Origin of the sequence: Desulfopila aestuarii DSM 18488 (assembly GCF_900143695.1) — a bacterium.
GTDB lineage: Bacteria > Desulfobacterota > Desulfobulbia > Desulfobulbales > Desulfocapsaceae > Desulfopila > Desulfopila aestuarii.
Map to the genome: position 1 here is coordinate 12,594 of NZ_FRFE01000028.1, position 24,779 is coordinate 37,372.

The following is a 24,779-nucleotide window of genomic DNA, read 5'->3' on the forward strand; positions in this document are numbered from 1 at the left end:
CGATGATAACACTCTACATCAACGATCAGGCGATAGAGGCTGAGGCGGAGATTACTGTGCTCCAGGTGGCGCGGGCCAGGAACATTCATATCCCCACCCTCTGTCACCACCCTGCCTTGAAACCGTCCGGATCGTGCAAGGTCTGCGCCGTAGCGGTGGAGCAGAGCTCCGGTAAGAAGGCAGTCATGTTGAGCTGCCTGCTGAAAGTCAAGCCGGGACTGAGGTTATGGACCAAAGGGGATGAGGTGCATCAGGCCAGAACCAGGGCCCTGATGAAACTCTTCGACATGGCTCCCATGTCTGAGCGGATCCATACTCTGGCCGAGAAAGAAGGGATAACCCTGCCGCCGGCGCCCGACGGCTGCATACGCTGTCGTCTGTGTATCCGGGTCTGCAAGGAGATCATCGGCAAGGAAGCCCTGCGCATGGAAAAATGTGATGGCCGGCAAATGGTAATTCCCGACCCTGAGCGCTGCATCGGCTGCGGCACCTGTGCAAATATCTGCCCCACCCAGGCGATAACGATCAACGAGGATGGCGGTGTGCGGGCGGTGTCCATCCGGGGCACAGTCTTTGGTCGGCATGCCCTTCTTCGCTGCCAGGGCTGCGGGAAATATTACGCGACGGAAAAGCAGATCCGGCTGATGGAGGAACGGACCGCTCCCCATCCGCAGGTGAAGGAGCATCATAACTATTGTGCTCATTGCGCCAAGCTCTTTTCCGACAGGCTGCAGGTTTTGGAGAAACAACCGCCTCGACAACAAACCAACAAATAACAAGCGGCAGTGGCAAGCTGCCTGTACACCCATAGCAAGGAGAAATATCAATGGTTGCTCAATCTGTTTTCAGTGTATGCGGGATGTGTACTGTGAGATGTCCGATCAAGGTTACGGTTGAAGACGGGCAGGTGACGTTTATTCAGGGTAATCCCAATGTTCCGGCGATGAAAGGCGCGGTATGCCCGCGGGGTGCCGCCGGCAATGCGCTGATTACCGATCCTGAACGGCCCCAGACGCCTCTGATCCGTGTCGGTGCACGGGGAGAGGGGAAATGGCGAAGCGTCAGCTGGGATGAGGCGTTTGATTATGTCGCCGGGAAATTAACGGAGGTCAAGGATAAATATGGTGCCAAGGGCATCGCCCTCACCGATCGCGGCGGGCCGTTTCGCGACATGCACCGAGCCTTGCTGCGCGGCCTGGGCAGCCCCAACTACTGCAATCACGACTCTTCATGTGCACGGAATGTGCAGCACGCCAGCTTGTCCGTCACAGGGATGGGACGAAAGAGCATGGCCTATGATTTCAAAAACGCAAAACATGTGGTTCTGCAGCTGCGTAACATCTTCGAGGCTATCAATGTCCAGGAAGTCAACAACCTCATGGACGCCATGGAAAATGGCTGCAAATTGACGGTTATTGACATCCGCGCCACGATCACCGCCTCCAAGGCCACCCGCTACTTTCAGGTGCGACCCGGCTCCGATTACGCCTTCAACCTGGCGGTCATCCACGAATTAATCAAAAAACGGCTCTTCAATGAAAAGTACGTCGGCCGCTATATCGAGGGATTGCGGGAGCTGGAGCAGTTTATCGAACCCTACAGCCCGGAGTGGGCGGAGGCCGAAACCGGCATTGCCCCGGCGGAGTTGCGCCAGTTCGTACGCGAGCTGGTGGCAGCCAAAGGTGCGGTGATCTGGCATCCCGGCTGGATGGCTGCGCGCTACCGGGATTCGTTTTACGTCTGCCGTACCGCCTATATCATCAACGCGCTGCTCGGTTCTTTTGGTGCCAAGGGCGGGATGCCCCTGGTCAGCAAACCGGGTGATGTGGGCCGTGCCGACCTGAAGGCATTTGTTGATCTCTACCCGAAACCGGCAGACAAGCGGGCTGACGGTCTCGGCTGGCGCTATACGCATTTCGAAGAGGGACCTGGTCTTGCCCACCTGATGTACGAGGCGATAGAAAGTCAGGACCCCTATCCAGTCAAGGCCTATATCGCCTACCGCCATGATCCGCTGATGGGCTTCCCCGATCCTGATCGGCTCCGGGCGATGTTCAATAATCTCGATCTGTTGGTCTCGGTGACCTTCAGCTGGTCTGACACTGCCTGGTATTCCGATGTGGTCCTGCCGCTTTCGCCCTACCTGGAGCGGGAAAGCGTCATCGCCACCAAAAATGCCCTCAAGCCGCAATTCTTTGTCCGGCACAGGGCGATCGAACCGCGGTATGACTCCAAGGCCGACTGGGAAATCGTCGGTGGCCTGGCCAAGAGACTGGGTTTGAATGAACTGGTTTTCGACTCCATCGAGGACATCTGGCGCTTTCAGCTGGAGGGCACTGGCGTCCAGGCGAAGGATTTCAACGCCACCGGTATGGTGAACCTGGCGGACAAGCCGATCTACCGTGATATGGATAAACTGAAGTTCAAAACACCGAGCGGCAAACTTGAGATTATATCCGAAAAACTTGAGAAGGCAGGTCTAAAGTCGCTCAAGCCATTCGAGGCTCCGGAGACTCCGCCGGAGGGATCATTCCGTCTCACTTTCGGCCGCTGTGCAGTGCATACTCAGGGCCATACGGTCAATAACCCGCTGCTCTTCGAGCAGATGTCGGTTAATCCGCTGTGGATCAACAGTCAGGCGGCCGCTAAACTGGGGATAAGTAACGGTGACAGGGTTGTGGTATCACAGCGGGATTATTCTGAAACGACTGTTGCCAAGGTGACCGACCTGATTCACCCTGAAGCGGTGTTCATCATTCACGGTTTTGGACATCGGCTACCTGTTGAGAGCCGTGCATTCGGCAAGGGGATTGCTGATCAGAATTTCATGCGCGGCGGCTTGGATAAATGGGATCGAGCCGGCGGGGCTATCGCCTATCAAGAGCACTTTGTGACGGTGCGAAAAGCTTAAGAGTCAGGCTTGCAGGCAGACGTTACTTGGGTCTGCCGGCAAGCCTGCATTAAGATGGTTCACTCCGGCAGGGCATACTGCGCTGTCGGAGGTATATAATTCTGCAACAATTGTTTCAACACGCTTCTACAGGGTGGGGGCTTGAGGTTCACTTGTGAATCGCGAGGTTTCATCCTTAAAATGTTGAGAAAAGTTTTAGAGAGTCCTCGCGAATCAAGTGATTTCGTGCAGTACTTGATTTTCTGCCATCCAGTCTTCCGGCCGCAGTCTCAGCGGGCCAGTACTTCCGCTACTTTATCTTCCAGTTGCTGTTTGTCGAGCGGTTTCACACAATATTCGCTGGCGCCAAGTTCAAGTGCCTCTCTAGCCGTTTCAAGGGTTGGATAGCCGGTGAGCATGATGGCTTTCATCGCCGGTGTTGCTTTTTTCAACCGTTCCAGCACCTGAATACCGCTCATCTTCTTGAGTTTGATGTCGAGGATGGCCAGATCCATCCGGTTGTTTCCGGCAAAGGTAATGGCTGTTTCTTCCTCGGTGAAGGTGTGGACCGTATGCCCTTTCCGCGTGAGGATTTTTTTGATCAGCATTGCCGCATCGGCCACATCGTCAAGTACAAGTATTTCAGCCATTTTCATGGTCCTCCATGGAGTCGGCGCTATCGCGGGGAGCGAAAGGAAAGGTTATCTGAAATGAGGTGCCTGGTCGGAGGGTGTCGTGCCCGGAGCCGATAACCGGGCTTTCCACCTCAATGGTCCCGTTATGTTCCTGGACGATACCGTAGGTCACCGATAAGCCGAGCCCGGTTCCCTTGCCCACTTCCTTGGTGGTAAAAAACGGGTCGAAAATCTTGTTTTTAATCTCATCGTCGATGCCGATGCCGGTGTCGCTGACACTGACCCGGACACCAGCAGGCGTTGAGAAGGTGGTAATCGTGAGCTCACCGCCGCCATCCATGGCGTACTGGGCGTTGTTGAACAGATTAATGAACACCTGGTGCAGCTTTTCGGCATCGCCTGTTATCTGGGGCAATTCGTCAGTAAATTCCCGGATCACCTGTATCTTATGTATATTGAGGTTGTGCTCGGTGACGGCGAGCACCTCTTTGATAATTTCATTGAGGTTGATTGAACTTTTCTGGCTTTCCGCCTGGCGGGAGAACTTCAGCAGGTCAGCCACAATGCGACGGCAGACCTTGGTCTGCCGTTCGATCACCTGCATGGTGGCGTAGGGCTCGGAATCTTTTTCGAAATCATCCAGCATCAGCTGGGAGTAACCCAGGATGATACCTAGAGGGGTGTTGATTTCGTGAGCGATACCGGCGGCCATTTCACCAACCGAGGCCATTTTTTCGTGGTTGATGAGCTGCTCGGTGATGGTCCGCAGCCGGGTCATGTCCTTGCCGATCCCTTCATAGCCTATCATTCGCCCGTTGGTACTATATCTGGCATTGGCGGCCAGCAGGATGTGACGCGGGATACCGTCGTGACCGGTCAGTTCAACATCCAGATCGCTGACATATCCTTTGGCTTCTATCGCAGTGAGATACTGTTTCAGCACGTTCGGGTCAGCAAAGAGCTTGTGGAAATTGACGGGGTGGTCGCGGCCGGCCCCGAGCAGTTCTATGCCGCTGCTGTTGATATTGGTGATGTTGCCGTCGAGATCGCAAAAATAAACGATATCTTTTGAATTTTCGAAAAAGTTGCGGAATTTTCGTTCCGACTCGGACAGATCCCGGGTCCTGTCCTCGACAAGACCTTCAAGATTGGTGTTCAGCCGCTGCAGCTGGTCCGCACTTCCAGCGAGTTTCTGGTTCGCCTCTGCCAGCTTCTGGGCTTCGGAGCGGATGGCCTTATAGGCGGCAAGTCCTTTATGATAATAAATGGTTACGGCGGCAACCGAGATCATCAGCATGGTATTGAAGCCGCCGGAGAGCGGTGATAGCCGTCGCCATAGATCCTGTTGGTCGGAAAAAACGAGGCAGATGCGAATGATATGGCCGACGCCGCGCGAGATGGCAAAGGCGGCCAGGGCGATACTGAAATACCAGAGAAATCCCCAGATGAAGTTGTCCGGCTCCAGTCGTATTAATGCCCAGGCGTAGCGGAGGGCAATAAAGGCGAGGAGGATGACCAGTGCAGAGCCGACAAATTCCACGGTCACCGCCGGAATGAGGGAGAGGCCGTTCATTTTTTTGCCTCCCCGAGAGCTTCGATATAAAATGTACGGAGACTGAGGACCAGGGCTATGAGGGCCGGGACGAGAAGGAAGTGATCCATCTTCGTGAGGTAATAGAGCGCTTTGATAAACGTAATAGGGGGCGCGAGTCGGGCCTGCCATTCATCCTCGGCCATGAAATCACTTTCCTGAAGATGTTCAAAAGTGAGGTGGCCGGTGAATGCCAGAGCATTCCAGCAGATCAGGAATATGCAGAATATCTGGAAGAATCGCCATCCCTTCAACGAGGTTTCCTGGGTCCGGCGGGTGTGCCAGGAGAGATAGGCGAGGGCGGATATAAAAAGGATATGGGCCATCTGGTGGACATAGATGCCCTCTGGCGCACCGTGGGTCTGGAGCGCCATGGCACTGTCGGCGAACCCGAAGGTCAGGATGAGTACGATTATGGATGAGAGATGGTGAATGCGCATGTTTTCCTCGTATGATGATCTGCTACTAGCATCTAACGTGCCTGAATCACCGGATGTTGGAAATGGTGTAAATGTCCCTGCATAACATGTGGTTGTCACGACTTTTCATAATAGACGCGCTGCCTGTGATGGCTTCTTTTCAGAGATGACAACGGGAAGTGCAGCTTTCATGCTGCACCCTTTGCCGGAAAATTGCAAAAAAAAACACATTTCCCATAAGCTGAGAGGTAATAGCAAATAATTGCAGCTGCTGTGACAAAGTGCATCGAAAATGTTGCGTCGATATAATGTGCTGTTTATTATGGTAAAAATAAGAGTCTTGCCGACCGGCACCCACGTGTTGGGGCAACATCTCGGTTGCAGGTGCCGGATCACTGTATGTGATCCGGAATCCTGGTTTGAAAGAGCGGGATGGTGCCGGATGGTGTCCGGCAGGTTGTCGCGGAGAAGAGGCCGAAGCAGGAAGGGTCCTAATCAAACATATCCTTTAAGGCTTCATTGATCTCGTCGATTTCGTCCTGGTCGAAGCGTTCCGGTTGAAAGTCCGGTCCGGCCCATTCCTGCATTGATGCATGCTCCTCATGTTCCGGATCGCTATAGGCCTCCAGAAATTCCATATAGCCCCAGATGCCGCCGCAATCTTCAGGAGGGCAGGCGCGTTTGCCTTTGATGAGCACCGGGTAGGGCTTTCCTTCGTTTATTGGCAGGGTCTTTTCAACGGTTATTCGGTGTTCCCAGTCATCGCCGAAATCGTAGGTATAGGAAAAGTGGGGCGCAAGGTCTTTGGCAAGGTTGTGGAGAGTGTATTCCTCTTCATTGGCAATGGGCTCCATTCCCCAATCGTCGTCCAGCTCTGGCCCGTAGGCTTTCCTGCCGATCTGGAACTGGTGGAGGTGGCTGTCAAACCAGCCCATGGTCAGCTGAATGATCTCGTGGAGATCGGCGAGCGTCACCGTGTCAGGAACCAGCACTCTGCGCCAGATTGGTGGTTTGGCACCTTGCAGGGAAATTTTGAATTGGTAGGCCAGATGCTCCGCTTTTGCTTTTGGTTTTTTCTTGCCTGAGCCGAAATCGACCTTGATAACATTGGCTTTGCGTGCGCTTTTGGCAGCAGGAGGCGTCGGGGCAGGAAAGACTGGCGGTTTTAAGGCGGCTGATATATCGGGCTGTGTCCCGGCCGGCATATCGGCGCCAATTGCCTCTGCATAGCTGCGCAGGGTCTTGACGGCAAGCGGGAGGGTTGACAGCAGAAAGGCATCAATCTGCAGCTCCCGGTTTTGCTGATCGGGGTCGAAATGTGAAAATGCCTGGGCAAAGACTTCGTCGGGCAGTTGCTCAAAAAAGGGCATAATCTCCTCGGGATCAACGAGACCCTGAATGACCATCAGGCTGAAATACAGCTCCTCGACCATCTGCGGCGCAAGCGACGAATCATCGCCAGGTTCCCAGATCTCCGGTCTGAGTCCCAGAGCCTCTTCGAAGCCGGACACCCACTCCAACACCTCTTCAAGATCACAGTGCTCAAGGGTTTCCAGCTCATAGGGGAATGGAAGATCATCCCGCTCTTTTTTCGCGATAAAGGTAGCAAAAACCTGACTCAGTACAATGCTCATCGATCGGGCCTGGTCCATGGCGGTGATTTCCGAGTCGTCTTCACCGAAGATAGCCACCATCCATTCATCCGGTGGGATTGCTACCGGGGTGATGGCAAGGCCGAACATAAAGCCCATAAGTTCATTGTAGCTCATGGTCTGTTCGGGGATTGGTGCGCGGGCGAGCAGTTCCTGCAAAAGTGTCTTTTCTGTTGGAGATAGCATGGTGTTGTCGTGTAGTATAAAAATAAGAGTGGAGTCAGACGGTGATTACGTATTTTGCACCTGAACGCAGATGACTGTCTGCCATGAAGGGAAGGTGCGAAAATGCAGTAAAGTATATGGGTTGGCCGGTGTTTTCTCTGAAAAAAGTATTTCGGCAACCCTCTGAATATACTTCATCTGCCGGAAAAGAAAACAGTCTTCGGTAACAGACGCCAGGTGATCAGTTGCGGGGGATGTCAGTGACTGATAGGGCGTAGATATTATGGAAATATCTGTTCCTCCACGTTCTTTTTTCTTGCCAGCTTAAGGTAGGAGTGTAACAATCTGGGGCGTATTTTTTTTCAGTATTGCCATAATTGCCCTATAAACGAGAAAAACAGATCATCGAGAAAACATGCTGACTGCCGCACAACTGAGAAAAAACATCTTCAGCTGGGATTACCGGTTGTATATGCCTTTTGTGCGGATCTTCGGATGGTTTGGGGTTCTGGCGCATCTACTCTTTTACTTCGCTCTCCATTACAATCCCGCCGATGTTACCAATTTCGTTCTCCGGATGCTGGTTGTCGCGGCGTTTGTGCCATTTGTTTTTTACCCTAGAGAAGAGTGGCAGATAGGGCACAAACTTTACTATGAACTGGCTCTCGCTGTTACCATGCCAGGCTATTTCACCTACATGCTTCTGGCGAATGGGAGTCTGTACTGGGCCGTTACGCTTATCTTTGTCGTTATCTATTACGGCGTGTTCGTCCGCTGGCAGTTTGCGCTGTGGCTCTACCCTTTGGCGGTGGCAGGGGCATTTGGTATTGACCACTTGTTTTCTTCAGGCATGGCCATCGAGAACCGGCAGGTTCTTGAGCTGCAGGGAATTATCCTCTTGGCCTTGATCCTGGTCCAGGTCTTAAAGACTTTCGTCGAGACGTCTCATTCCGAGATGGCACAACTGAAAGAGAAAGCGGATCAGCAGAATGAGATTTTTTCAGCATTGCTTGATATTTCGGTTGAGGTGAGCCGCTTTGATGACCTTGACGAGATCTTCCATCTACTTTTGAAGAGATTTGAAACTATTTTTCCCGATCGTGGTTTCGGTCTCCTGGTAGAAGGGCCGCGGCCCAAGATTATTCCCTATATGGCCTTTCGCGGTGTCTCGCAGAAAGACACGACGTTTCTTCTCCAGGTGCACCCTTACGTTCTCGGTTTTGCCAGTGTCAGCCTTGATAACGATGAGGAAACCCTCTCTTCCATCGAGGGTGAGGACTGGCAGGTTTTTGGCGGTGGTATCCGTTCAACATCGATCCACGGCCAGACTGTCTACTGCTTCAAACTTTTCATCAAGGGGCGAAGCCTTGATGAGGGTGAACGGCGGACCCTGGAAGTTTTTCTCGAGACTATCCGTGGTATGACCCGTTCCCGCATCCAGGCGCTGGAACTGGAACGCTATTCAAACACCGACCACCTGACAGGGCTTTACAACCGCAACTATTTTGATCGGGTGCTGGCAGAATGGCAGGAGAAGGCGCGTCCGGAGAAGCCGTTTTCTGTCATTTTCGGTGACATCAACGGTCTCAAGCGTATCAACGATACCTATGGGCATCCGGCGGGTGACATGATGATTCGCTCCTGCGCCAATCTACTCAGTCAGGCGGCGCGGCAATCCGATCTGGTCTTCCGGCTTGGCGGCGATGAGGTGGTGATCATCTGTCCGTCAACGACGCTGGCTCATGCCGATGAGCTGGTTAAAAGGATCAGGAAGGGTATGGAGACTCTGCGGGTACCCTGTGTTGATGAGGTGAGCGGCAAGGTCACCGAGGAGCGGGTGCATATCAGCTTCGGCGTGGCCTGTTCCATTGAGAACGGCCCGCAGGAGGTGGTGAACCTGGCGGACAAGCGGATGTTCGAGGACAAAAACCGCTATTATGAGGAAGGTAACGTCGAGCGGTACCGATAATAGTTCATTCGTCTGCTTTTTCCCCGTTATTTTCCAGGGAGTCGTCTTCAATTTCCGTGGTGGACTCTCCATCGTCATGGTCGTAAAGCTGTTTGCCGGCAAGGAGTAGGAGTGCCATGGCCGCAAGTGGGGCAAGCAGCTGGAGAAGGCCAAGCAGACGGTGTTCTTCAGGAAGCAGTTCCCTCACCCCATATTTCAGGCTGCAATAGGCCAGAATGGCCAGTAATACCGAACCCCACCAGGGAAAGCGGTTCATGAGAGTTCCTCCAGTACCATTTCCACCATTTCCCGCACTTGGGGGCTGGGATCTTCCTGCATTGCCTGAATGTGGGCAACTGCTTCAGCCGTACCGATCAATCCGAGTACGCCGATCGCTTCACCCCGCATGGTGGGGGAGTCAGAAGCAAGTAGCTTGATCAGTGACGGGATGGCCAGTGAGAGCTTTTCTGGCTGAATATTTTTCAACTCCTCAAACAGCACGGATACGCCGACCCGGACCGCGAACCGTTCATCATCGAGAATTTCCCCTGTCCAGCTATAATAGGCTGGCTCACGTCGAAACATGGCCACGATATTTTCCACATGGCCCATCTCAAGAAAATCGGCGATCACTTTTTTCAGTTCTGTATCGCTTACATCCGTCATAGTTGCCTGTTGCGCTGAAATTGGTAGAATAAAGGTAACATTTTGTTCGCAGCGGTTCATACAGTGCTGGCAATCGAGAGGGTTGGCAAGCTTTTTCGGGCCGTGCGCATAATTTACTGCTGCTCCCGGAGTTCTGGATCATGTAGCTTTGTACCATTCTTTTTGACAGGGAGGGGGTATGGCTAAAGTATGGAATCCTGGAATGCTGTTGAGCGTTTCGAGCGGTTACTGGACCGGTTGCACCCTGCAGGCGGGGGTACGGCTCAAAATATTCACTGGTCTGGCCGGAGGGGCGCTGCCGGCTGATGATCTGGCAGTAAAACTCGATTGCGATGAACGGGCTACGGTCCTGCTCCTTGATGCGCTCTCCGCCATGGGGCTGCTGATCAAGGAGGGTGAGGTCTACCGTAACAGCGATGCCGCTCAGGAGTTACTGGTTGCAGATTCACCACGTTATATGGGGCATATCATCATGCACCATCACCATCTTCTGGATGGCTGGGCTCAGCTCGATCAGGCGGTGAAAACTGGAGAGGCCGTGAAAAAACGCTCGTATGGCATCGATACGGAGCGAGAGAGTTTTCTGATGGGCATGTTCAATCTGGCCATGGCTATTGCCCCGGCGATTGCCAAGGAGATCTCGCTTAGCGACCGCCGGCGCCTTCTCGATCTCGGTGGCGGCCCCGGCACCTATGCCATCCAGTTTTGTTTGGCCAATCCGGGGTTACGGGCGGTTATTCTCGATAGGCCGACCACTGAACCTTTTGCCCGGCGGACCGCGGAGAGGTTCGGAGTGAGTGACCGGATCGATTTTATAGGTGGCGATTTTACCGTCGATGATATCAGCGGCGGCCCTTACGATGTCGCCTGGCTTTCGCAGATTCTCCATAGCAATACTCTTGAAGCCTGTGAGGAACTGATCGCACGAACCGTTGAAGCGCTTGAGCCGAACGGGATGATTCTGGTGCATGACTTTATCCTCGACAATACGAAGGACGGCCCAGAGTTCCCGGCGCTCTTTTCGCTTAACATGCTGCTGGCCGGTAATGGCGGCCGCTCCTACTCTGAGCAGGAAATCAGGGATATGCTGGAAAAAGCGGGGGTCGAGGATATTACCCGTTACCAGTTCAGAGCCCCCAACGATTCCTCAATTTTAGCGGGCAGAAAAGGTTGACGGACTCGTAAAAAGCCCGATCTACTTCGTTGTAGATCGTAAACGTCGATTCGCCGTACCATGTGTACTGTCAAATCGACGTTTACGATACTACGCCTCGTACCCCAAGGGCATTTCCTGCGGGGCATATATCGATTTTTTTCCAGAGTCCATTTGTACGGTCAACATGAATTTTCACGAGACTGTCAAGGTTGATGATCAGGCAGGGGCCGTTGTTGCGCCGTTGTGCAGATCCATGGCCACCAGCTGAGCATAATGGCCGTCCGCGGCGATGAGTTCCTCATGGTTGCCTTGCTCAATGATCCGCCCCCCGGCCATCACAACGATATGATCTGCCCTCCGGATAGTGGAGAGGCGGTGGGCGATGATCAGCGATGTGCGGCCGGTGAAAGCATCGGCCAGCGCTGATTCGAGGATGTTTTCCGATTCGGTGTCGATGGCTGCGGTGGCCTCGTCCAGCACCAGAATCTTCGGATCGCGGCAAAGGACCCGGGCAAAGGAGAGGAGCTGCTTCTCACCGGTGGAAAGTTCTTTGCCGCCTTCGCCTATCATGGTGTCGAGGCCTTGTGGCAATTTGTCGACAAAGCGATGCATCCCGGTATTGGTAAGTATTTGCTCGATTTCGCTTCTGCTTTTTCCCGTGTCCATTACAATATTGGACAACAGGGTGTCCTGGAGGATGAGTACATCCTGCAACACCACCCCTACCATATTACGTAACTGGTTGAGACTGAACTTGGTGATAGGGGTATCATCGATCAAAATCTTCCCCTCTTGTGGATCATAAAACCTGAGCAGCAGGTTGACCAATGTGGTTTTGCCGGAGCCGGTGGTGCCGACCAATGCGACGGTACGGCCTGGCCGAAGACGTAGTGAGACGTCTTTAATCACCGGTTTCTTCGGGTCATAGCCAAAACATACTTTATCAAAAACGAGCTCACCCCGGTGGGAAGCTGTGGAAACAGGTTGTTCGGCTTCGTGAATTGCACTTGTTGTGTCCAGTAGCTGGAAGATCCGTTCGGCTGAGGCCATGGCGGATTGGACGATGGAGTATTTCTGGCTAAGTTCTCTCAGCGGTTGGAAAAACAGCTTCATATAAGAGATAAATGCCACCAGTTCACCGATGGTCAGCCGCTCGCGCAGTATCTCGCCGCCGCCGTACCAGAGGATCATGGCCATGGCTGCAGAGCCTAAAAACTCAGTGATGGGCATGAAGGTGCCGAACAGCTTGATCTGGCTGAGTGTCCGCTGCAAATAGCCTTCACTCAGTTCCTCGAATTCGTCCCGGGATCGTTTCTCACGACCGAACAGTTGCAGAATCGAGATGCCTGCGATCGCTTCAGAGAGAAACGAGTTGATTTTTACCAGCTGGCTCCTGATAGCCCGGAATTTGTCTCGTGCCAGCCTGGCAAAGAGAATGGTGAGGCCCAGCGATATCGGTACAAAGATAGTCATAACCAGCGCCAGGCGGACATTCATCAGGTACAGAGCGATCAGGATACCAATGAGGCGCAGCAGGTCATTGAACATGGTGACCATCACTGATGAGAACATCTCGTACATGTTCTGGATATCGTTGGTGAGCCTGGTTACCAGCCGGCCGGTGGGATTACTGTTGAAGATGTTGAGATCGAGCCGCAGCATATGGGCAAAGAGGTCCTGCCTGATCGAATGCATGATCCACTGGCCCACATATTCCAGTACCACCACCTGCAGAAACGAGAGCAGAAAGACGGCGATCACCATGATGCAGTACCAGAGTGCAGTGGTGGAAAGCCCGATGAGACGGGCGGTGGCATCAAGGTTGATATCGGTGATATAGCGGTCGATACCCTGCTGCATCAACCAGGGCTGGGCCAGGGTGGCACCGGTTACTGCCAGCGAGAGCAGGACAGCGAAGGTGAACGAGACCCAGCGGTTGAAGGTGTAGCGGGCGATACGCCGCCAGATACGCATATCACCGATAGAGACCCGGTGGCCCCCCTCATCGTAGCCGAAGTTCATCATGGTACAGGCTCCGCAATTGGGGTTTGTCGCATCTGTTTGTCGTACATCGAACGGTAGAGTGAACTCTGTTTGAGCAGTTCGTCGTGGCGGCCGTCATAGGCAATCCGGCCTTCTTCGAGAATAATGGTCCTGTCGGTCATGGAGAGTAACTTGATCCGGTTGGAGACGATAATCACCGTTTTGCCAGCCAGTCGCTGTTGCAAGCCGTTGAACACCTCGTGCTCGGTGGCCACATCGACTGCCGACAATCCGTCATCAATGATCAGCAGGGGGCGGTCGCAGACCAGGGCCCGGGCCAGTGCCAATCGTTGGCGCTGGCCGCCCGAAAGTTTTACTCCACGTTCTCCGATCAAGGTACCATAGCCGTCAGAGAGTTCTATGATATCGTTGTGGATGGCTGCGTGGCGGGCGGCGGCTTCGATCTCTGCCTGTGTGGCATCCGGTTTGCCGAGGGCGATATTGGCAGCAATGGTGTCGGAAAAGAGAATAGGTTCCTGGCCTACGTAGCCGAGATGAGCCCTGATGTAATCGACCGGCAGCGTGTTAACATCGGTATTATCGAAAAACAGCTGTCCGTCCATTACCGGATAAAGACGGGCCAGGAGGCGGCACAAGGTCGATTTGCCGCAGCCGGTGCGGCCGGTGACGCCGTGGATTCCTGGTCCCAGTTCGAGCCGGATGTCGTTGAGAGCCGGTTGCGTCTCGTTCTGGTAGAAAAATGTCAGCTCGCGAAGGCTGTAGGTCGGGTGGGCAATGGGGGCAAGATTATGGTTTTCGAGTTCGGGCAGGGCCGGTTTCGAGGTCACCAGGGTGTGGATGCGGTTCAGTGAGGTGAGACCGCGCTGGACCAGATTGGTCACCCAGCCGATGGCCATCATTGGCCATACCAGCATGTAGAGATAGGTGATGAAGGCTACGAAATCACCAATGGAAATTGTTCCTGCGATGACCAGCTTCCCGCCGAACCAGAGAACCAGCAGCATGCCCAGGTTGCCGACCATGGTGGCAATGGGAAAAATCAGCCCTTGTATGACCGCTACCCGAAGATTGCTCTGCACATATCCGCGGCCAAGCTTGCCGAAACGCTCGGTCTGGAATTTTTCGGTGGTATAGGCCTTGATCAGCCTGATGGAAATCAGGGTTGAGCGGGCAAACTCCGTCATGCTCGAAAACTGTTCCTGCACAGTGGCGAAACGACGATGGAGCCTGCCGGAGAGGATACGGGTGAAGATGGCCAGAAAAGGCATTGGCAGTAAGGCCATAAGGGTGAGCTGTCCATGGATATGAACCATGAAACCGATGGCGGCTGTCGACATCACAAAGGCGTCGACAGCGGCCACCAGCCCCATGCCGCAGGCCATCTGTACGGCATTGAGGTCGTTGCTGGAATGGGCCATCAGGTCGCCAGTGGTGTATTTCTCAAAAAACTGAGCATCCATTTTCAGGATGTGACGAAACAAACGATTACGGACCGCCTGCTCCAGCAGCCTTGAAAATCCGATGATAAGATAGCGCCAGACGAAACGCAACACAGCGATGACGAGGGCAATGGAGAGGATCAGACCGCCGAGTTTCATCAAACCGATCTGGGTGATATTGGCATTTGCCAGGCCATCTACTCCGTGCTTTATGATCCGGGGGATAATGAGCTGGAGAAAATCGACAGCCAACAGAGCGATAAAGCCGAGCAGCAGCCGCAATCGATGGGTGACAAAAGAATGTCGCACCAGACCAAGAAGCTCTTTGAGACGAGCATTGGCGGGATGATGAGAAGGTGAGTTCGTTTCTTTCACGGGCAGAGCTTGGTCGAAGAGGGGGAACCGATTTCCTGACGCGTTGTTTGCGGCGTATCATAAAGGCAGCCGCAACCTTAAGTCAACCTGTTCGACTGCTATCGGGTAGAATTTACTTGCCGAGGGACAGTATTTCGACATTATTTGCAGATGGCGATCCTGTGGCAGAGTTCAGGCTCTGATTCGACGATAGATACAATTTCTTTGTCCAATTGTCCTTTTTCTGCCTGGCCTTTCAGCATTCCGACAATAACGTCGGTTGGAAGTGGCTTACGGTATGGTCTGTTCTGGGCGAGAGCCTGAAAAATGTCGGCGACCATGATGATGCGTGACTCAATGGACAGCTCGTGCCCATTTCGTCGGAAAGGATAACCGCTGCCGTCGAGCTTCTCGTGGTGATTGGCTGCCCAGAGGCTGATTTCTTCGAGTCCCTTGATCCGGCTCAATATCATATAGGTAACGTATGAATGGTGTCGCATGATGGCAAGGTTCTCACCTTCGAGACGGCCTTTGGATTCAAGGATTTTGTCAGGAACCTGGAGCTTGCCGAGATCGTGAAGGAGACCGGCTACCTCCATTTTGCTGATATTCTCATGCGAGAGCTCGACACGGCGGGCAAGATGGCCCGACAGCTGTGTGACGCCAAAGCAGTGCTCGGCAGTGTAGGGGCTTTTCGCATCGACGACCTCAGCGAAAATCCTGGCCATTTTGGCGAGCTGGTCGGTGTCGAGAAAGAGCTCTGCGGGTGCGGAGCATTTGAGTTCAAGATAGCTGCGCAGATGTTCGGGCTCCTGGGTGATCCAGAAGGCTTCTTTTTCGGCGGCAGCCAGAAAAACGTCGACCAGTTCCGACTGGAAATATAAATTTCTGAACTGTGATATTTTCTGGCAAATAGTATCGCGGACTGCAAGCCTGTTGTGGCTGCCGGACATGGCAACCAGGGCATCGACCCGATCCAGCAGGAAAATGAGATTAGCCTGCTGCTTGACCGTATCGTCAAGTTTTTCCCATTTCAATTTTTCCCAACGTGTATGATGATATCGGATCACCGGCCCAAACTGGGCCAGTGGTGCAAATCGTTCCACCCGCTCGGCGCCGATGAGGCAGTGTTGTTGTGACTCGGTCCAATCCAGTTCGTCAACCAGTTTTTTATGAACCCGGGTCGAGGAGACCCCACAGTCATGGAGTAGTCCAAGACGGTAAAGCATGGTCTGTTCTGCCAGGTCTGCACCCATCAGTTTGGCGCATTCAAGGGCCATAAAACCGACCCGTTTACCGTGTTGGATTTCATCTATTCCAACGAGATCGATGGTGTCAGAGAGGGCGTGTATGAACTGTCCAAAGTCAATTTTCATAAAATTCACTGGCGATGTGAGCTGATAGAGGTATTGTTTCGATCATATTGTTGGTGGCATTTTAAGTGTAGCATAACATATTGTTGAAGTGAAAAGGAAACTCCACCGAGTGCTGATTGTCATGTTAAAGAACCACTGATGCACACATTTCAAGGGATAGAAGCCTGATGGTGGGCACGAAGAGGTCAAAGATGGAGAGGAAATTGTGCAACGGCTAAAGAGCGTATTGAAAGTTTCAGTCTATGCAAGGGCCGCTGTTCTTTTTGTTTTGGTAATGATGATCCCTTTAGGTCTGCTGGCTGGTGGAACATCCCTGGTTGACCGGGGCAATGGCATATTAGAGGAACAGGGCAGGGGCAAAATGTGGCAGGCCCAACGTTCACGACGCATGCGCGATTTTGGCGAGGTGGAAGGTTATCTGGCGAAATTGAACAGTGGTCAGTTCAGTGACTGGCGGCTCCCCACCCGGCAGGAACTGTATGATTTTATCCTGTTGTTTGACCTGCATAAGAGTGGAGATATCAGCATTCGGCTTGAGGGTGCCTATTGGCTGGCGGGTGATAATGGCCAGCCGCAGATCGGCTCCTGGGAGGCTGGCGATCAGTGTGGACTTTCCCGCATCTATTATCCCGGTCTATCGGGACATGTACGGGCTGTTCGCCCGTAGTCGTCTGGCACTCTACTGTTTTTTAACCCCATGTTGCAGCATCAGCCCGGCTAGCGCTGCATAACTCTGGGCACCGACCAGGCGACTGTCCCCCAGCACGAAGGTTGGGACGGCGGTAATCTGCAGCCGGTATGCTTCCTGCCAGTCCCGGTCAACCTGTTCACGATACGAGCGGCTGGCGAGCACTGTTTTGGCTTCGTCTGGTGAGAGTCCAGCAGTTTTAGCCAGATCCAGAAGTACCGGTTCTTGCGCCAGGTTTTTGCCATCGGCAAAATAGGCGTGAAATGCGGCCATATGAAAACTGTGACCGCATCCTTTTTCTTCTGCCCACAACCCTAGTTCCTGAGCGAGTCGAGAATTATAGGTCCTGCTGCGTGGGCCAAAGGGAAGGCCAAGCTGGTCGGCATTCGCCTGCAATCCTGCTACTATCTGTTCTATCCGCGAGGCGTCCGCCCGAAAGAGATCTGTCAGCAGCATGCCTTCGTCCGGTGTGTCGGGATGGAGTGGAAAGGCACGCCAGCGAATATCGATTTGATAGGCTGACTGCAATTGTTCAATACCCCCGGTAATGAAGTAACACCAGGGTCAGATATAGTCGGAAAATATGTTAAGGACGGGAACCTGAGTCATGGTTTACTCCTTTTGCGGTTTCATGCTGCCGGGGCGGCCATTGATAACGCGTCCGCAGCGACGGCAATTGAGAATCAGACGGGCGTTGGCAAAGCCTGCATCATATTCGGCGGTGATGGTAGATGGAGCGCCACAGAGATCACAGCTGGCGGGGAGGGTATTGTTGCGAATCCGGATGGTGAGTATGGTAATGGCCAACGCCATCATGCCAAAGCAAGCCACCGATAGTCCTTCCAAACCCATCAGGTAGAAAACTGCAAAAATCAGTGCAAAAAGTGCGCCGAAAATACGTATCCAATAGAGTCGCAACAAACTCAGGCGCATGAAATACTCTTCATGAATGTTGTTAAAGTTATGAAGTAGATCTTGTCCACATTCTTAAGCTGATCTTGTTCAGAATAATAAATAAAAAAGCCGGCTGCAGGAATCATCCTGCAGCCGGCTGCGATGAAACGATTTTTTTATTCTTCGTAGCCCTTACCCTCGCAGGTCGGGCATTTCTCATCCGGGGTACATTGCATATCGTCGAGAATATCGTCGTTCTGGCTACCCCGCCATTCGGAACTTACCTCACAAACGCCTTCGATGATTTTTTTTCCCTGACAGGTCGGGCATACTTTTTTTCCTTGTTCTGACATAACTCTCTCCTTTTTACGGGTTTGTCCGCTGTCTTTTGCTTTTGGTGGGGCCAAATCGAGTGAATCACAGAACTATCCCCTTCTACCGGATCGGTCGGTAATTCAGCACGCTACAAACAGAAGCTACTCTTCTTCACGTACGATATAATCTTTTAATTTTTCAAGCAGCGAATCGGGAAGTTCCCGGTTGTACATAAACGCTTCCGCTTCCTCTCCGCTAATCTGTTGCTTGACCTCAAGAGGCAGTGAGCGGAGAATGGCAACCCGTTCCGGGTCAGGTTTTTCTTTCTTGTCCATAATGTTTGTCACGCGTTTGTTTTCCATACTGTTGTTTTCGTCTTTGCCCGGATACACCAATTCCTATGTTCTAAACGTTGTTCCTCTGAAGTGATCTGTCAACTGCTAGTGAATATTTTTCTGTAAATGATAACTATTCTCATGATAGTGGTCTGTTCTTATATCTCAAAAAAAGTTCTGGAAGAGACAATTTCAGACAAAACGGGTGTCTGAACGTTTGCGTGCAACTTCAGCGGAGGTGGCAGTCATCCAGCCATCCCGACTTTCGGCGACCTGATCAAAAGCGGCAATAAAGGGTTTTATATCAAGAAGAGGAGTTCCATCGAGAATGTCAATGCCTCGCACATTCACAGTATTGCCTTTAACGGAAACAAGGTTGACGATGGAGATGCCAATATGGTTGGGCCTGAGCGGTGAGCGGGTGGCATAAACACCACGGCTGACGGTGTCCATAAATGGGACGACGGTCAGTTCGGTGCGCGTCGCTTTATGAAACTGATAAATAAGGTAGATGTGACTGAAATCCTCGAGGTCACGAAGTCCTTCAGCAAATTCTTCATGAACAACGACCTCTCCTTGAATATCAGATGCTCCAGCCGGCTGGATGGGCATGTCTTCAAGATTGGTGAACGGGGTGTGGATGATGCCGATTGTTTGCATGTTCGGATATAATGGGTTGTGAGGAAAGAGGAATGGGACCGGACCCCTCCGAGAAGAAGATATAGGGCAGGAGTTCCGGATAGACAATGACCAGCAGAAAACTCTAATACCAGTGCATACTGTATAACAGTTTCATGCAGTGACAAGGTCGTCTTGCCAGTAGACAGGCGTCTATGCCGGATATGATGGAGCAGTTTTTGTGGATGGACTGGCGGTCAGTTCGCACCAATCAGCTGTTGGCTCACCCGCTGGAAAAATGACCGGAGTCGGTGATGATAGGTGGTGCGGCTGTACTCCTCCACGACTTTTACTTTTGCCTGGGCCGCAAGTTTTGCTTTGAGATGACTATCCCGGATGAGTTGTTGAATTGCTACGGCCATATCCGAATCGACGGGGTTGACCAGCATGGCCGTAGAGTCATCAAGCACTCGGTTGTGCATGGAAATTCGGGTGGCGATCACTGGCCGGCCGGAATCGAGGCAGGTTGCAAATTCGTATGGCAGGATAGAGGCGTCAGTAGCGGGAAAGATGAGAATATCTGCCTGATCCAGAAAGACGGGCAGGTCGGAGCCGGGTTTTGTCTGGACAAACTTTATCTTGCCGGCTACGCCAAGTTTTCTGGCTCTAGTCTTGTATGAAGAAATATCGTGTGTGGAAGTGCCGAGAATAATCAGCCGGAGTTTTTCCTTTTCCAGGCAGGCAAGGGAGAACGTATCAATCAGCAGGTTGATACCGTTTTGGGGGCTAAGGTCTCCCAAATACATCAGCGTCAGGGCTCCGCGTGGCTTGGCGAGAGTGTTCTTCCGGGTTTTTTCGGCTTTCGGCGTGTTGTCATAAAGCGAAACGTTGGGAAGACGCTGAACTACGGCTGACGGACAGGCCTGGCTGACCTTGTCTTCTAAGAGGTCGTCGGAGACGAGGACCCCACGGCTCTGGGTAATGGCCCGTTTCACAGACCATTTCTTCAATGTTGTGACGAAAGAAGGATCTGGTGTCCCGTTCTTGATCGGGTGGTCAAGATAGAGCAGGTAGGGGATGTTGTATCGCTTGCTGAGACGACGGGTGAGTCCGACACAACCGGCGAAGGCGATGAGAAAGTCAAATTTCTCATGTTGCAGCAACCTGTCTGTCATCTTTGCCATGGTTCTGCTGTAGAACGGTTTTTTCCAGGAGAAACCTGGCAGTGGCAATTTGCGGACCTGCATCATCTGACAGCCAGGGATAACCAGATCTTTCCCCTGGGGATAACGCATGCAGGTCGGCTGATGTCCTTCTGCCGCCAATGCTTCAAGAAGGGTCTTCAATGCTAAAGAAATCCGGCAGTCCAGATAGAAAGGCTGCGGGGCGAGAATAAGTATTTTCATATATGCTGTACGGTGGTCGGGAAATTTCCAGGTGCCATATTTTCATAGAAAGCGGATTGTAGCACACTCGTTCCCGAAATTGCACGGATTAAGGGAGGGGAGTTGCACTCATGGCGAACTGGACCCAGGAAAGGGAAAACCTGTAAATGGCAGTGATTTGCTCAGATATTCAGCCGTTTGCAAAGGATAGGGAAAGGTGGAATCGAGTGCTGCCTCTGCGGGTTGAATATCATAAAACTATTTGATTGTCGTTGGTTTTTAAGTAAAATTTCATACGAAAGAAGTATCAAGTCAATCTTTAACTGGATTATCTCTGATGAATGTATTTGTCGCCAGACAGCCGATATTTGACAAGCGGAAAAAGCTTTATGCCTACGAATTGCTTTTTCGAACGGGAACAACCAACGCTTTTCCCGATATTGACGGGACTACCGCCAACACCAGTCTGCTCTCTTCCACCTTTTTCACGGTCGGTATAGATGAAATCGCGGCAGGGAAACTGGCTTTTATCAATTTTACCGAAGAGTTGATCGCCAAAGGCATCCCGCAACTTTTTCCACCTGAGAAACTGATGGTCGAAATATTGGAGGATGTCGAACCCGGTTCTGCGGTGGTGAATGCCTGCCGGCTACTCAAGGAAAAAGGATACAGCCTTGCCTTGGATGATTTTGTCTATTCCCGGCAGTTCGATGAATTGTTGCATTTAAGTGATATCATTAAAATCGATTTTCGCCTCACTTCGCCTGAGAAGATTAAAGAGATGGTGGGAACCCTCAAGCAGTTCGACTGCCAATTGCTGGCAGAAAAAATTGAAACCTACGAGGAGTTTGAGGCGGCACTGGCTCTTGGGTTTGAATATTTCCAAGGGTATTTCTTTGCAAAGCCGGAGGTTTTGCAGAACAGGGATTTGTCGACATCACAACTGACCATGCTGCAACTGCTTTCCGAGATCAACAGCGCTGATAGTGAGTTTGATGTCGAAGCCCTGGAAAAGCTTGTTTCCCAGGATATCTCGATCACCTATAAGTTGCTGAAATACATAAACTCATCTCATTTTAGCCGGATAAAGACGATCTCCTCTGTCGCCCAGGCTATCAGTTATCTCGGTGAGCGGGGATTTCGCATGTTCGTGTCGCTCATTGCTACCAGCATGTTGGCGGAGAACAAACCCGGAGAACTTGTGCGTGCCTCAATTATCCGGGCGCGGCTGTTGGAACTGATCGCCATTGAGTGTCGACAGGATAGTAACGAGATGTTTCTGTTGGGGTTGTTCTCTTTCATTGATGCCATGCTCGATCAACCGCTCGCGACCATATTGAAGAAGATGCCCTTGTCTGCAAATATCAACACTGCCCTAAGCGAAAAATCGGGGGATCTCTACCCGTTTTTGCGCCTGGTTGAGGCCTATGAACAGGGAAACTGGGTACCCTTCAGGTTTGCTTTGAAAAAGATCGGCCTCAATGAAGAAAAGATGACGGACTTTTATCTTGAGGCCATCGCCTGGGCCGATTCATTTGAGTAACCGTTCCAACCAGCACTTCGGTCGTCAACCGTGGAGGTGTGTCCGGATCAGACAAGGGATTTCTCCTTCATCTCCCCTGAGGCGACCTCCACCCGGTTCCGGCCATTATGTTTTGCCTCATAGAGGGCTTGATCGCATTGGGTGATGAGCATGGAGCGGGAGATCTCGGCCCCGGAGCTCTCACTGCTTGCGACACCAATGCTGATGGTTATCGGAATAGGGATATCGCCATGTTTGATCTGGTGCTGCTCTACTCCGCGTCGCACCCTGTGGGCCAGGACTTTTGCTCCGGTAATGCCCGTCTCCGGCAGGATGACGGCGAATTCCTCACCGCCGTATCGGGCCACGATATCGCAATTTCTGACCAGTTTCACCAAGAGGGTACTGATCTCCTGCAGGACGGTGTCACCTACGGGATGTCCATGAGTATCATTGATTTTCTTGAAAAAATCTATATCGATAAGTAACAGGGCCACCATGTGGCCGTAACGCTTTGACGATTCCAGCTGGCTGGCGAGAGCGTCCTGAAAATACCGGTGGTTGTAGAGGCCGGTGAGGCCATCGCGCAGGGCCAGATCACGCAGGCTGTCATTGGCCTTTTTCAATTCGACAGCCATCTGTTCGGCGTTTCGTTTTGCCTGGGTCAACTCCAGTACCAGCTGTTCATAAGAATAATTGAGGCGGGCCAGCTCGGTGTTCGCCTCCTGCATGATTTGGGAGAAGGGCTTCATCTCTCCGGGAGAAATGGCGAACAATTCTATGGCTTCACGTGCCTTGATGCCGATGGTGTCGATAAGCTCCAAAGCGTGTTCATCGTTGATGCCATAATGTTCATTCAGCAGCATCCGCGCTTCAATCGACCTGCGGTTGCTCTCCTTACCGTGGTAGATGGAGGCGATCCGGTCGGCCAGGTTGACAAGGCCTGCAGTGCTGGTCTGTCCCGGTTTTTTCGGGGAGTGGTGATCCCTGATAGGTTCACAGATGGTATCAGGCAGATTCCAGGATTTCAGGATCTGATAGCCGACCTCGGTGTGATTGAAGCTCAGGTGCTTCGTTTCCTCCTCCTGCAGGTTGCTGCCGCTGATCCGTTTGGCGTCAAAAACCTCGGTATAGGCTGCACCGCAGGAGAGAAAGAGCACCAGTACCCCGAAATCCTGGAGCAGGGCGGTGACAAAAATATCATCGGAGCGAAATCCCACTTCTGCTGCCATTATTTCGGCGGCAACAGCGCTGGTTATGGCCCGGCGCCAGAAAAGGTCGATGTCGAAGCTTCCCTGTTGGGTAACCTTCACGGCGTCGAAAATGACAAACGAGAGGGCGATATTTTTCAGGGCTTTTGTACCGAGGACCGAGATGGCCTGGCCCGGTGAAGAAACCTGATCGACCATTCCGTAATAGGATGAGTTGGCAACCTTGAGAATCCGTGCCGTCAGAACCGGATCGGACTTGATGATATTGGCCAGCTCGGCAAATGAGTCCTCATCTTTTCTGATCGCTTCAAGAATCCTGATCGCTATCGCTTTAGGCGATGGCAGCCTGACCTTTTCTTCGAGAAATTCCTGGAGAGTAATCATCTGTGCCTCGTTTGTACCATAGGTTTCAAAACCAGTCTATTTGGCAGATAATACAAGCCATTTGCAGCCGACATCCAGCATCCGGTTGGCAAATCCCCATTCGTTGTCGAACCAGCAGACCAGTTTCACCAGCTTGGTGCCGCTGACTCTGGTCTGGGTGGCATCGATGATGCCGGAGTGTGGATCGGTGTTGAAATCGACCGATGCATGCGGCTCCTGAGTATAACCGAGCAAGCCTTGGAGATGGCCATCGGCTGCCTCCCTCATGATATTGTTGACCTGTTCTGCGGTTGTATCCGTTTTGACATTGACGGAGAGATCCATCAGCGACACGTTAATGGTGGGTACACGCAGATGCAGGCATTGAAACCGGTCGCCCAGATGGGGGAGAATGCGTTGGATGCCACGGTTCAAGCCGGTTTCCACAGGGATGATTGAGTGGAGTGCGCTACGGGTCAAACGTAGATTGGTATTATGGTAGCTGTCGATCACCGGTTGGTCGTTCATGGCTGAATGGACGGTGGTGATTACGCCGAAATCGAGTCCCAGGGCTTTGTCCAGCAGATCTAGTACTGGCACAATGCAATTGGTGGTGCAGGAGGCGTTGGAAACGATTTTATGTTCAGCCCGGAGCTGGTTGTCGTTGACGCCGTATACCACCGTGGCATCCATATCGGGATTTGCCGGGTGGGAAAGCAGGATGCGCTTTGCTCCGCTTGCAAGGTGCAGATTGGCGGTGGTCCGGTCATTGAAAGATCCAGAGCATTCAAAGAGCAGATCTATATCTAATGCTTGCCAGGGCAGGTTTTCCGGGCACTCTTCACACAGCACCTGAATCCGGTCACCATTGATATAGAGCGTATCCTCGCTGCAGGATACCGGCACTGGGAAGCGGCCATGGGTTGTATCGTAACGGGTCAGGTAGGTTAACGTTTCGATGTCGGCCAGTTCGTTGATAGCGACTACTTCGAAATCTTTGCGGTGCGGACCGGTGTAGATAGCTCGCAGAACGCTCTGGCCTATACGGCCGTACCCGTTAATAGCAACTCTATAGCTCATGATTCTCTATATTTAGACGATGAAGAAAAATTATTTTCTTTGGCGTCTGTTAGACGTCTTGTGTTTCTTGGAA

At 52.3% G+C, this 24,779-nt stretch carries 22 protein-coding genes and 1 pseudogene; 6 read left to right on the forward strand and 17 right to left on the reverse strand.

Annotated features, from left to right (window positions below):
- Positions 1-2 precede the first annotated feature (2 nt).
- Complete coding sequence (locus BUF15_RS20540) at positions 3-776, forward strand: 2Fe-2S iron-sulfur cluster-binding protein (protein WP_073615598.1); 774 nt, start codon at positions 3-5, stop codon at positions 774-776.
- 50 nt (positions 777-826) lie between these two features.
- Positions 827-2,911, forward strand: coding sequence for a molybdopterin-dependent oxidoreductase (locus BUF15_RS20545; protein ID WP_073615599.1), 2,085 nt, complete (start codon positions 827-829; stop codon positions 2,909-2,911).
- 269 nt (positions 2,912-3,180) lie between these two features.
- On the opposite strand, the gene BUF15_RS20550 is transcribed toward BUF15_RS20545, so the two are convergent.
- The 4 genes from BUF15_RS20550 to BUF15_RS26645 all read right to left on the reverse strand — a co-directional run bounded on the left by BUF15_RS20550 (position 3,181) and on the right by BUF15_RS26645 (position 7,373).
- The gene (locus BUF15_RS20550; RefSeq protein ID WP_073615637.1) at positions 3,181-3,540 is read right to left on the reverse strand and encodes a response regulator; all 360 of its coding nucleotides are present in this window, start codon (positions 3,538-3,540) and stop codon (positions 3,181-3,183) included.
- The gene (locus BUF15_RS20555; RefSeq protein WP_073615600.1) at positions 3,533-5,098 is read right to left on the reverse strand and encodes a two-component system sensor histidine kinase NtrB; all 1,566 of its coding nucleotides are present in this window, start codon (positions 5,096-5,098) and stop codon (positions 3,533-3,535) included. Before BUF15_RS20555 ends, BUF15_RS20550 begins: the two co-directional genes overlap by 8 nt.
- Positions 5,095-5,556: a hypothetical protein gene (locus BUF15_RS20560; RefSeq protein WP_073615601.1), complete on the reverse strand. Its 462-nt coding sequence runs from the start codon at positions 5,554-5,556 to the stop codon at positions 5,095-5,097. The genes BUF15_RS20555 and BUF15_RS20560 overlap by 4 nt, the downstream gene beginning before the upstream one ends.
- Positions 5,557-6,026: 470 nt before the next feature.
- On the reverse strand, positions 6,027-7,373 hold the full coding sequence (locus tag BUF15_RS26645; protein WP_084554297.1) for a UPF0149 family protein: 1,347 nt from the start codon (positions 7,371-7,373) through the stop codon (positions 6,027-6,029).
- A gap of 394 nt (positions 7,374-7,767) precedes the next feature.
- Between BUF15_RS26645 and BUF15_RS20575 the strand changes: the two genes are divergently transcribed.
- Complete coding sequence (locus BUF15_RS20575) at positions 7,768-9,321, forward strand: sensor domain-containing diguanylate cyclase (RefSeq protein ID WP_073615602.1); 1,554 nt, start codon at positions 7,768-7,770, stop codon at positions 9,319-9,321.
- A 4-nt stretch (positions 9,322-9,325) separates the two neighbouring features.
- Here the strand turns inward: BUF15_RS20575 and BUF15_RS20580 are convergent, their stop codons facing one another.
- Both BUF15_RS20580 and BUF15_RS20585 read right to left on the reverse strand, forming a co-directional pair.
- Complete coding sequence (locus tag BUF15_RS20580; RefSeq protein WP_073615603.1) at positions 9,326-9,577, reverse strand: hypothetical protein; 252 nt, start codon at positions 9,575-9,577, stop codon at positions 9,326-9,328.
- On the reverse strand, positions 9,574-9,966 hold the full coding sequence (locus BUF15_RS20585; protein ID WP_073615604.1) for a HEAT repeat domain-containing protein: 393 nt from the start codon (positions 9,964-9,966) through the stop codon (positions 9,574-9,576). The genes BUF15_RS20580 and BUF15_RS20585 overlap by 4 nt, the downstream gene beginning before the upstream one ends.
- Before the next feature lie 178 nt (positions 9,967-10,144).
- On the opposite strand from BUF15_RS20585, the gene BUF15_RS20590 reads away from it, so the two are divergent.
- Entirely contained in the window at positions 10,145-11,140 is a 996-nt protein-coding gene (locus tag BUF15_RS20590) for a methyltransferase (RefSeq protein WP_073615605.1), read from the forward strand.
- A gap of 198 nt (positions 11,141-11,338) precedes the next feature.
- Here BUF15_RS20590 and BUF15_RS20595 read toward each other — a convergent pair whose 3' ends face one another.
- The 3 genes from BUF15_RS20595 to BUF15_RS20605 form a co-directional block, all read right to left on the reverse strand.
- Positions 11,339-13,147 carry an ABC transporter ATP-binding protein gene (locus tag BUF15_RS20595; protein WP_073615606.1) on the reverse strand — a complete coding sequence of 603 codons (1,809 nt, stop codon included), beginning with the start codon at positions 13,145-13,147 and terminating at the stop codon, positions 11,339-11,341.
- Positions 13,144-14,940: an ABC transporter ATP-binding protein gene (locus BUF15_RS20600; RefSeq protein WP_200802440.1), complete on the reverse strand. Its 1,797-nt coding sequence runs from the start codon at positions 14,938-14,940 to the stop codon at positions 13,144-13,146. The genes BUF15_RS20595 and BUF15_RS20600 overlap by 4 nt, the downstream gene beginning before the upstream one ends.
- A 140-nt stretch (positions 14,941-15,080) precedes the next feature.
- Positions 15,081-16,295: an HD domain-containing phosphohydrolase gene (locus BUF15_RS20605; protein WP_073615608.1), complete on the reverse strand. Its 1,215-nt coding sequence runs from the start codon at positions 16,293-16,295 to the stop codon at positions 15,081-15,083.
- Between the two features lie 205 nt (positions 16,296-16,500).
- Between BUF15_RS20605 and BUF15_RS20610 the strand changes: the two genes are divergently transcribed.
- Positions 16,501-16,962 carry a DUF1566 domain-containing protein gene (locus BUF15_RS20610; RefSeq protein ID WP_143170805.1) on the forward strand — a complete coding sequence of 154 codons (462 nt, stop codon included), beginning with the start codon at positions 16,501-16,503 and terminating at the stop codon, positions 16,960-16,962.
- A 12-nt stretch (positions 16,963-16,974) separates the two neighbouring features.
- Here the strand turns inward: BUF15_RS20610 and BUF15_RS20615 are convergent.
- The 6 genes and pseudogenes from BUF15_RS20615 to BUF15_RS20640 all read right to left on the reverse strand — a co-directional run.
- Positions 16,975-17,535 (reverse strand): annotated as a pseudogene (locus tag BUF15_RS20615) (DsbA family oxidoreductase); the annotation flags it as partial.
- A gap of 60 nt (positions 17,536-17,595) precedes the next feature.
- Positions 17,596-17,916 (reverse strand): hypothetical protein, encoded by a 321-nt coding sequence (locus tag BUF15_RS20620; protein WP_073615611.1) that lies wholly within the window; start codon positions 17,914-17,916, stop codon positions 17,596-17,598.
- 137 nt (positions 17,917-18,053) lie between these two features.
- Complete coding sequence (locus BUF15_RS20625) at positions 18,054-18,230, reverse strand: ankyrin (RefSeq protein ID WP_073615612.1); 177 nt, start codon at positions 18,228-18,230, stop codon at positions 18,054-18,056.
- Positions 18,231-18,353: 123 nt separating this feature from the next.
- The gene (locus BUF15_RS20630; RefSeq protein WP_143170806.1) at positions 18,354-18,554 is read right to left on the reverse strand and encodes a hypothetical protein; all 201 of its coding nucleotides are present in this window, start codon (positions 18,552-18,554) and stop codon (positions 18,354-18,356) included.
- A 165-nt stretch (positions 18,555-18,719) separates the two neighbouring features.
- Entirely contained in the window at positions 18,720-19,187 is a 468-nt protein-coding gene (tsaA, locus tag BUF15_RS20635; protein ID WP_073615614.1) for a tRNA (N6-threonylcarbamoyladenosine(37)-N6)-methyltransferase TrmO, read from the reverse strand.
- Positions 19,188-19,402: 215 nt separating this feature from the next.
- Complete coding sequence (locus BUF15_RS20640) at positions 19,403-20,551, reverse strand: glycosyltransferase family 4 protein (RefSeq protein WP_073615615.1); 1,149 nt, start codon at positions 20,549-20,551, stop codon at positions 19,403-19,405.
- A 316-nt stretch (positions 20,552-20,867) separates the two neighbouring features.
- Here BUF15_RS20640 and BUF15_RS20645 point away from each other — a divergent pair, with 316 nt between their 5' ends.
- A complete protein-coding gene (locus BUF15_RS20645) occupies positions 20,868-22,073 on the forward strand; it encodes an EAL and HDOD domain-containing protein (RefSeq protein WP_073615616.1) in 1,206 nt (401 codons plus the stop codon).
- Positions 22,074-22,120: 47 nt separating this feature from the next.
- On the opposite strand, the gene BUF15_RS20650 is transcribed toward BUF15_RS20645, so the two are convergent.
- Both BUF15_RS20650 and BUF15_RS20655 read right to left on the reverse strand, forming a co-directional pair.
- On the reverse strand, positions 22,121-23,647 hold the full coding sequence (locus BUF15_RS20650) for a sensor domain-containing diguanylate cyclase (protein ID WP_073615617.1): 1,527 nt from the start codon (positions 23,645-23,647) through the stop codon (positions 22,121-22,123).
- Positions 23,648-23,683: 36 nt separating this feature from the next.
- Complete coding sequence (locus BUF15_RS20655) at positions 23,684-24,706, reverse strand: type I glyceraldehyde-3-phosphate dehydrogenase (RefSeq protein ID WP_073615618.1); 1,023 nt, start codon at positions 24,704-24,706, stop codon at positions 23,684-23,686.
- Positions 24,707-24,779: the final 73 nt, after the last annotated feature.

Coding starts and splice junctions, on each gene's coding strand:
- BUF15_RS20605 (WP_073615608.1), bottom strand. CDS start 16,295: ATGAAAATTGACTTTGGACAGTTCATACACGCCCTCTCTGACACCATC.
- BUF15_RS20620 (WP_073615611.1), bottom strand. CDS start 17,916: ATGCGCCTGAGTTTGTTGCGACTCTATTGGATACGTATTTTCGGCGCA.
- BUF15_RS20650 (WP_073615617.1), bottom strand. CDS start 23,647: ATGATTACTCTCCAGGAATTTCTCGAAGAAAAGGTCAGGCTGCCATCG.
- BUF15_RS20595 (WP_073615606.1), bottom strand. CDS start 13,147: ATGATGAACTTCGGCTACGATGAGGGGGGCCACCGGGTCTCTATCGGT.
- BUF15_RS20640 (WP_073615615.1), bottom strand. CDS start 20,551: ATGAAAATACTTATTCTCGCCCCGCAGCCTTTCTATCTGGACTGCCGG.
- BUF15_RS20585 (WP_073615604.1), bottom strand. CDS start 9,966: ATGACGGATGTAAGCGATACAGAACTGAAAAAAGTGATCGCCGATTTT.
- BUF15_RS20550 (WP_073615637.1), bottom strand. CDS start 3,540: ATGGCTGAAATACTTGTACTTGACGATGTGGCCGATGCGGCAATGCTG.
- BUF15_RS20645 (WP_073615616.1), top strand. CDS start 20,868: ATGAATGTATTTGTCGCCAGACAGCCGATATTTGACAAGCGGAAAAAG.
- BUF15_RS20655 (WP_073615618.1), bottom strand. CDS start 24,706: ATGAGCTATAGAGTTGCTATTAACGGGTACGGCCGTATAGGCCAGAGC.
- BUF15_RS26645 (WP_084554297.1), bottom strand. CDS start 7,373: ATGCTATCTCCAACAGAAAAGACACTTTTGCAGGAACTGCTCGCCCGC.
- BUF15_RS20555 (WP_073615600.1), bottom strand. CDS start 5,098: ATGAACGGCCTCTCCCTCATTCCGGCGGTGACCGTGGAATTTGTCGGC.
- BUF15_RS20590 (WP_073615605.1), top strand. CDS start 10,145: ATGGCTAAAGTATGGAATCCTGGAATGCTGTTGAGCGTTTCGAGCGGT.
- BUF15_RS20560 (WP_073615601.1), bottom strand. CDS start 5,556: ATGCGCATTCACCATCTCTCATCCATAATCGTACTCATCCTGACCTTC.
- BUF15_RS20545 (WP_073615599.1), top strand. CDS start 827: ATGGTTGCTCAATCTGTTTTCAGTGTATGCGGGATGTGTACTGTGAGA.
- BUF15_RS20580 (WP_073615603.1), bottom strand. CDS start 9,577: ATGAACCGCTTTCCCTGGTGGGGTTCGGTATTACTGGCCATTCTGGCC.
- BUF15_RS20540 (WP_073615598.1), top strand. CDS start 3: ATGATAACACTCTACATCAACGATCAGGCGATAGAGGCTGAGGCGGAG.
- tsaA (WP_073615614.1), bottom strand. CDS start 19,187: ATGCAAACAATCGGCATCATCCACACCCCGTTCACCAATCTTGAAGAC.
- BUF15_RS20630 (WP_143170806.1), bottom strand. CDS start 18,554: ATGGAAAACAAACGCGTGACAAACATTATGGACAAGAAAGAAAAACCT.
- BUF15_RS20575 (WP_073615602.1), top strand. CDS start 7,768: ATGCTGACTGCCGCACAACTGAGAAAAAACATCTTCAGCTGGGATTAC.
- BUF15_RS20625 (WP_073615612.1), bottom strand. CDS start 18,230: ATGTCAGAACAAGGAAAAAAAGTATGCCCGACCTGTCAGGGAAAAAAA.